This window comes from Enterobacter sp. SECR19-1250, assembly GCF_013391025.1.
Taxonomy (GTDB): domain Bacteria; phylum Pseudomonadota; class Gammaproteobacteria; order Enterobacterales; family Enterobacteriaceae; genus Enterobacter; species Enterobacter cloacae.
Genome location: NZ_JACASJ010000063.1, coordinates 22,156 through 29,595, shown reverse-complemented (window position 1 = coordinate 29,595; position 7,440 = coordinate 22,156). Strand labels below are relative to the sequence as shown.

The window sequence follows — 7,440 nt, the reverse complement described above, 5'->3', positions numbered from 1 at the left end:
ACTCGCGACCCCGACCTTGGCAAGGTCGTGCTCTACCAACTGAGCTATTCCCGCAAATTTGTACTGCTTTTGTTGCTGTCGTAACGCGTATTTCTCTGTCGTTACGGGAGGCGCATTATACGAGAAATCCTTTTAGCTGCAACCCCCCTCAACGCGATTTTTTCGAAAATCAGTTCAAGTGCTTATTTAATCGGCAAGCTGAGCAATTTAACGACAAAAACCCGGCCACGCAAGGCGCCAGGTCTCAAAATCACAGCTTAATAAAGTTTTCGCGATAGTACGTCAGCTCCGCGACGGACTCACGGATATCGTCCATCGCCTGATGCGTACCCTGCTTTTTAAAGCCATCGAGGATTTCGGGTTTCCAGCGGCGCGCCAGCTCTTTGAGGGTGCTCACGTCCAGATAACGGTAGTGGAAGTAAGACTCCAGCTCCGGCATGTACTTAAACAGGAAACGACGATCCTGGCCAATGCTATTACCACAGATAGGGGATTTGCCCGCCGGGACCCACTTTTTCAGAAACTCAAGCGTCGCCAGCTCCGCCTCGCGGTCGCCCATCGTGCTCGCCTTCACCCGTTCAACCAGCCCGCTGCCGGTGTGGGTACGCACGTTCCACTCATCCATCAACGCCAGCTGATCGTCGGACTGGTGCACCGCAATGGTTGGCCCTTCCGCCAGAATATTCAGGTTTGCATCGGTGACCAGCGTGGCAATCTCAATAATGCGATCGCGCTCGGGATCCAGCCCGGTCATTTCAAGATCGATCCAAATCAGGTTGTTTTCATCCGCGCTCATGTTATTTTCCACCCTTCTCGCATAACCGGCTGTAGCAGGTTAACTAGTATTAATTAGAGTGTATCATAGAGGTTTTGCCCCTTACGGGCGACCAGGAGCCAGCGCGATTGAGTAAAAATAAACTCTCCAAAGGGCAGCAGCGCCGCGTGAATGCCAATCACCAGCGCCGCCTTAAAACCACTTCGGAGAAGGTCGATTACGACGACAACCTGTTTGGTGAGCCGACGGAAGGCGTCGTCATCAGCCGTTTCGGTATGCATGCCGACGTGGAATCCGCCGACGGTGAGATCCACCGTTGCAACATTCGACGGACTATCCGTTCGCTGGTTACCGGCGATCGCGTTGTCTGGCGTCCAGGTAAAGAGGCGGCGGAAGGCGTAACGGTCAAAGGTATCGTTGAAGCGGTTCACGAGCGCACGTCGGTACTTACCCGTCCCGATTTCTACGACGGGGTAAAACCCATTGCCGCCAATATCAACCAGATCGTCATCGTCTCGGCGATTTTGCCCGAGCTGTCGCTCAATATTATCGACCGCTACCTTGTTGCCTGCGAAACGTTACAGGTTGAGCCAATCATTGTTCTGAACAAGATCGATCTGCTGGATGATGAAGGTATGGACTTCGTGAATGAGCAGATGGATATCTACCGCAAGATCGGTTATCGCGTGCTGATGGTCTCCAGCTACACCAAAGATGGCCTGAAACCCTTAGAAGAAGCGCTGACCGGGCGCATCAGTATCTTTGCGGGTCAGTCCGGCGTGGGGAAATCCAGCCTGCTGAATAATCTTCTCGGTCTCCAGCAAGAAATTCTGACTAACGATGTCTCTGATGTCTCGGGTCTGGGCCAGCACACCACTACCGCTTCTCGTCTCTACCACTTCCCGCATGGCGGCGATGTGATTGACTCTCCTGGCGTGCGCGAATTCGGTTTGTGGCACCTTGAGCCGGAACAAATCTTCAACGGATTTGTCGAATTCCATGACTATTTAGGGGCTTGCAAATACCGGGACTGTAAACACGATAACGACCCGGGCTGTGCCATCCGCGAAGCGGTCGAGAAAGGTGAGATTGCGGAGACCCGCTTTGATAACTACCACCGCATTCTTGAGAGCATGGATCAGGTAAAAACGCGTAAAAACTTTTCTGATTCTGATAACTGACAACTAAGCTAAGCATCGCTAAAATCGTCCCCTTTTTTCAGGTTCCGGCTGATTACAGCCGGATCAGGAACGAAAAAAAATGGCCTGGAGGCTACCTTGTTAAACGCATTTAAACTTTCGCTTCAATACATTCTGCCAAAACTGTGGCTCACTCGCCTGGCGGGCTGGGGCGCGAGCAAACGAGCGGGCTGGCTGACCAAACTGGTCATCGACCTTTTCGTAAAATATTACAAGGTCGACATGAAAGAGGCGCAGAAGCCAGATACCGCCAGCTATCGCACCTTCAACGAATTCTTCGTGCGCCCACTGCGCGACGAAGTCCGCCCGGTTGATACCGATCCTAACGTGCTGGTCATGCCTGCGGATGGCGTGATTAGCCAGCTGGGTAACATCGAAGACGATAAAATCCTGCAGGCAAAAGGCCACAACTACAGCCTGGAAGCGCTGCTGGCGGGTAACTATCTGATGGCGGATCTGTTCCGCAACGGTACCTTCGCCACCACCTATCTCTCTCCGCGTGACTATCACCGCGTGCACATGCCGTGCAACGGGATCCTGCGTGAAATGATCTACGTGCCGGGCGATCTATTCTCCGTGAACCACCTGACCGCGCAAAACGTTCCCAACCTGTTCGCGCGTAACGAACGCGTCATCTGCCTGTTTGATACTGAGTTTGGCCCAATGGCGCAGATTCTGGTGGGTGCAACGATTGTCGGCAGCATCGAAACGGTCTGGGCTGGAACCATCACCCCACCACGTGAAGGCGTGATCAAACGCTGGACCTGGCCTGCCGGTGAAGAAGAAGGCGCAGTCGCTCTGCTGAAAGGCCAGGAGATGGGTCGCTTCAAGCTGGGTTCCACGGTTATCAACCTCTTTGCCCCTGGCAAAGTGAAGCTGGCTGAACAGCTCCAGAGCCTGTCAGTCACCAAACTCGGCCAGCCGCTGGCGGTCTCGACTGAACCTTTCGTGACGCCGGACGCAGAGCCTGCACCGCTCCCGGAAGAAGAGATCAAGACCGAACTTGACGCCAGCCCGCCGGTTGACGACAAAAAAGACGAAGGCTAACAACAGAAGGAACGCTGACGTGCGCCCGATTATCGTACTACTGATGGCCTGGTGCCTCAGCATGGGGGCGTACGCAGCGACAGCCCCCGACGCAAAACAGATAACCCAGGAACTGGAGCAGGCGAAAGCGGCAAAACCCGCTCAGCCAGAGACCGTGGAGTCGCTCCAGTCTGCACTGAATGCGCTTGAGGAGCGGAAAGGCTCCCTTGAGCGCGCTCAGCAATATCAGCAGGTTATCGACAACTTCCCCAAACTCTCGCAAACGCTACGCAATCAGTTGAGCAATCTGCGCGATGAACCGCGCGATGTGCCTGCTGGCATGACCTCTGACGCGTTGAATCAGGAGATCCTGCAGGTTAGCAGTCAGCTTCTGGAAAAGAGTCGTCTGGCACAGCAGGAGCAAGAACGCGCACGTGAAATCGCCGACTCGCTGAGCCAGCTTCCGCAACAGCAAACCGATGCCCGCCGTCAGCTCAACGAGGTTGAGCGCCGCATCGGTACCCAAACGGGTAACACGCCGCAGAACCAGGCGCAAAATCTGTCGCTTCAGGCTGAATCAGCCAGACTTAAAGCACTGGTCGATGAACTGGAGCTGGCGCAGCTCTCGGCAAACAACCGCCAGGAGCTGTCGCGGATGCGCTCCGAACTGGCGCAAAAGCAGAGCGAACAGCTCGATGCTTACCTGCAGGCTTTACGTAATCAACTTAACAGCCAGCGCCAGCGTGAAGCTGAGCGCGCGCTGGAAAGCACCGAGCTGCTGGCAGAAAACAGCGATAACCTGCCAGCGGGCATCGTTGACCAGTTTAAGGTTAACCGTGAGCTCTCTGCTGCACTGAATCAGCAGGCGCAGCGTATGGATCTGGTGGCGTCCCAGCAACGTCAGGCCACCAATCAAACCCTTCAGGTTCGCCAGGCGCTCAACACCCTGCGCGAGCAGTCTCAGTGGCTGGGCTCGTCCAACCTGCTGGGAGAGGCATTACGCGCCCAGGTTTCACGCCTGCCGGAGATGCCAAAACCGCAGCAGCTGGATACCGAGATGGCGCAACTGCGTGTTCAACGCCTGCACTATGAAGACCTTCTCAATAAACAGCCGCAAATCCGCCAGATCCGTCAGGCCGATGGGCAGCCTCTCACCAGCGAGCAAAACCGTATTCTGGAAGCCCAGTTGCGGACCCAGCGCGAGCTGCTGAACTCCCTGTTACAGGGCGGGGATACGCTGATTCTGGAGCTGACCAAGCTGAAGGTCTCCAACAGTCAGCTGGAAGATGCGCTGAAAGAGGTGAACGAGGCAACGCACCGTTATCTCTTCTGGACCTCTGACGTGCGCCCAATGACCTTCTCATGGCCAATCGAGATCGTTCAGGATCTGCGCCGTTTGATCTCGCTGGATACCTTTAGCCAGCTTGGAAAAGCCAGCGTGATGATGCTCACCAGCAAAGAGACCATTTTCCCTCTTCTGGGCGCGTTGATTCTGGTGGGCTTTAGCATTTACTCACGCAGACACTTCACCCGCTTCCTGGAACGCTCCAGCGCCCGGGTGGGTAAGGTTACGCAGGATCACTTCTGGCTGACGCTGCGTACCGTGTTCTGGTCAATACTTGTCGCCTCGCCGCTGCCGGTCCTGTGGATGACGCTCGGTTATGGCCTGCGGGAGGCCTGGCCCTACCCGCTCGCGGTCGCCATTGGCGATGGCGTGACCGCTACCGTCCCCCTGCTGTGGGTAGTGATGATTTGCGCCACGTTTGCGCGACCGAATGGTCTGTTCATTGCTCACTTTGGCTGGCCGCGTAACCGCGTGGCGCGCGCCATGCGTTACTACCTGATGAGCATCGGGCTGATTGTGCCGCTGATTATGGCGCTGATCATGTTTGATAATCTCAATGACCGGGAGTTTTCGGGCTCGCTGGGCCGTCTCTGCTTTATGTTGATATGCGGTGCGCTGGCCATCGTCACGCTCAGCCTGAAACGGGCTGGTATACCGCTCTATCTGGATAAAACCGGCAGCGGCGACAACATGTTCAACCGCATGCTCTGGAACCTGCTGCTGTGCGCCCCCCTGGTTGCCATGCTGGCAGCGGCGGTGGGTTACCTGGCGACCTCGCAGGCACTGCTGGCGCGACTGGAAACCTCCGTTGCCATCTGGTTCCTGCTGCTGGTGATCTATCACGTCATCCGCCGGGGGATGTTGATCCAGCGACGCCGTCTGGCGTTTGACCGCGCCAAGCATCGCCGGGCGGAGATCCTCGCCCAGCGTGCGCGAGGCGAGGATGAGCCAAACCACGTCAACAGCACCGAAGGCACGATAGATGCGGACGAGGTTGAGCTGGATCTCGACGCTATCAGCACCCAGTCTCTGCGTCTGGTACGCTCCATCCTGATGCTGATTGCGCTGCTGTCGGTGATCTTCCTGTGGTCAGAAATCCACTCCGCGTTTGGTTTCCTGGAGAACATCTCGCTGTGGGATGTGACGTCCACGGTGCAGGGTGTGGAGAGCCTGGAGCCCATAACCTTAGGTGCGGTTCTGATTGCCATTCTGGTGTTGATCATCACCACGCAGCTGGTGCGTAATTTCCCGGCACTGCTGGAGCTGGCGCTGTTGCAGCACCTGGATTTAACCCCCGGTACGGGCTATGCCATTACCACCATCACCAAATACCTGATTCTGCTCTTTGGCGGGATGGTTGGATTCTCCATGATTGGTATTGAGTGGTCTAAATTGCAGTGGCTAGTTGCCGCGCTGACGTTTGGTCTGGGCTTTGGCATGCAGGAGATTTTCGCTAACTTTGTGTCCGGCCTGATTATCCTGTTTGAAAAACCGATTCGTATTGGCGATACGGTGACGATCCGCGATCTGACAGGCAGCATCACCAAAATCAACACCCGCGCCACCACGATCAGCGACTGGGATCGCAAAGAGATCATCGTGCCCAACAAGGCGTTTATCACCGAGCAGTTTATCAACTGGTCGCTGTCAGACTCTGTCACGCGTGTGGTGCTGACGGTACCAGCGCCCTCGGATGCCAACAGTGAAGAGGTCACACAGATCCTCTACACCGCCGCCGAACGCTGCACGCTGGTCCTTGATAACCCGGCGCCGGAAGTGTTCCTGGTCGATCTCCAGCAGGGTATCCAGATTTTCGAATTGCGTATTTACGCCGCCGAAATGGGGCACCGTATGCCGCTGCGCCATGAGATCCACCAGCTGATTCTGGCTGGCTTCCGTGAGCACGGTATTGATATGCCGTTCCCACCGTTCCAGATGCGTCTGGAAAGCCTGGACGGATTTAAGACAGGAAAAACATTAACCTCTGCGGCGCGTAAACGCCCGGCGGGGAGTTTGTAAGCCAGCCAGTACCCCCTCTCCCGTGGGAGAGGGGGTACTGCCGTCAGGCTCGATCGACGGTAAAAGCAATCACATCGCCCAGCTGTTCTGCGCCCAGCGCCAGCATCACCAGACGATCCACACCCAACGCCACGCCAGAACAATCCGGCAGACCCGCTTTCAGGGCCTCCAGCAGGTTAGTATCAATAGGCTGCTGCGGCAGACCGCGCGCGGCGCGCTTGCGGTTATCCTGCTCAAAACGCTGCTGCTGTTCGCGGGCGTCGGTCAGTTCGTGGAAGCCATTCGCCAGCTCAATGCCCTTGTAATAGACCTCAAAACGCTCCGCCACGCGGTGATCTTCAGTGCTGATCTGCGCCAGAGAAGCCTGGCTTGCCGGGAAGTGGTAGACGAAAGTCGGACGATCTTTGCCAATCTGCGGTTCAACCCCAAAGGTGAAGAGCAGTTGCAGCAGCGTGTCGCGATCTTCTTCAGTATCCGCCACGTTGCTCAGATCCAGTTTTGCCGCGACTTCGCGCAGCTGGGTTTTGTCCGCTGACAGTGGATCAATTTCCAGATAACGCTGGAAAGCCTGCTGATAAGAGAGCGTTTCCGCTTCTGAGCAGTCGAGAACCTGCTGCAGCAGATCGTCTACCTCGTTCATCAGGCGGTACATATCGTAATGTGGACGGTACCACTCCAGCATGGTGAATTCCGGATTATGGTGACGCCCCATCTCTTCATTACGGAAGCTGCGGCACAACTGATACACCGGGCCACACCCTGCCGCCAGCAGGCGTTTCATGTGGTATTCCGGGCTGGTCATCAGCCAGAGGTTCATGCCCTGTGAATGGCCGGGGCCAACAAAACGGGTTTCAAACGGCACCAGATGAATATCCGTTACCGTAGCTTGACTCATGCACGGCGTTTCCACCTCAAGGACTCCGCGGTCGGCAAAGAAGCGGCGGATCTCCGCCATAATTGCAGCGCGTTTCAGCAGATTGGGGATGGATGCGCTCGGCTGCCAGGTGGCCGTTTCGCTCATGGGTAATTCTCCGATTTCAGACAAGGGCACGAAGTCTACTCGTTAGCACGGACAG

At 56.1% G+C, this 7,440-nt stretch carries 5 protein-coding genes; 3 read left to right on the top strand and 2 right to left on the bottom strand.

Annotated elements, in window-relative coordinates; genetic code table 11:
• Nucleotides 1-250: 250 nt before the first annotated feature.
• A complete protein-coding gene (orn, locus tag HX884_RS16385; protein WP_029883867.1) occupies nucleotides 251-796 on the bottom strand; it encodes an oligoribonuclease in 546 nt (181 codons plus the stop codon).
• A 107-nt stretch (nucleotides 797-903) separates the two neighbouring features.
• Between orn and rsgA the strand changes: the two genes are divergently transcribed.
• From rsgA to mscM, 3 genes are all read left to right on the top strand, one after another.
• Entirely contained in the window at nucleotides 904-1,956 is a 1,053-nt protein-coding gene (gene rsgA / locus HX884_RS16380) for a small ribosomal subunit biogenesis GTPase RsgA (protein WP_013095279.1), read from the top strand.
• A 96-nt stretch (nucleotides 1,957-2,052) separates the two neighbouring features.
• Nucleotides 2,053-3,021: an archaetidylserine decarboxylase gene (gene asd / locus HX884_RS16375; RefSeq protein WP_178328482.1), complete on the top strand. Its 969-nt coding sequence runs from the start codon at nucleotides 2,053-2,055 to the stop codon at nucleotides 3,019-3,021.
• Nucleotides 3,022-3,040: 19 nt separating this feature from the next.
• Nucleotides 3,041-6,364, top strand: a complete 3,324-nt coding sequence (mscM, locus tag HX884_RS16370; protein WP_178328481.1) for a miniconductance mechanosensitive channel MscM — start codon at nucleotides 3,041-3,043, stop codon at nucleotides 6,362-6,364.
• A gap of 43 nt (nucleotides 6,365-6,407) precedes the next feature.
• Here mscM and epmA read toward each other — a convergent pair whose 3' ends face one another.
• Entirely contained in the window at nucleotides 6,408-7,385 is a 978-nt protein-coding gene (gene epmA / locus HX884_RS16365) for an elongation factor P--(R)-beta-lysine ligase (protein ID WP_014830371.1), read from the bottom strand.
• Between the last annotated feature and the right edge of the window lie 55 nt (nucleotides 7,386-7,440).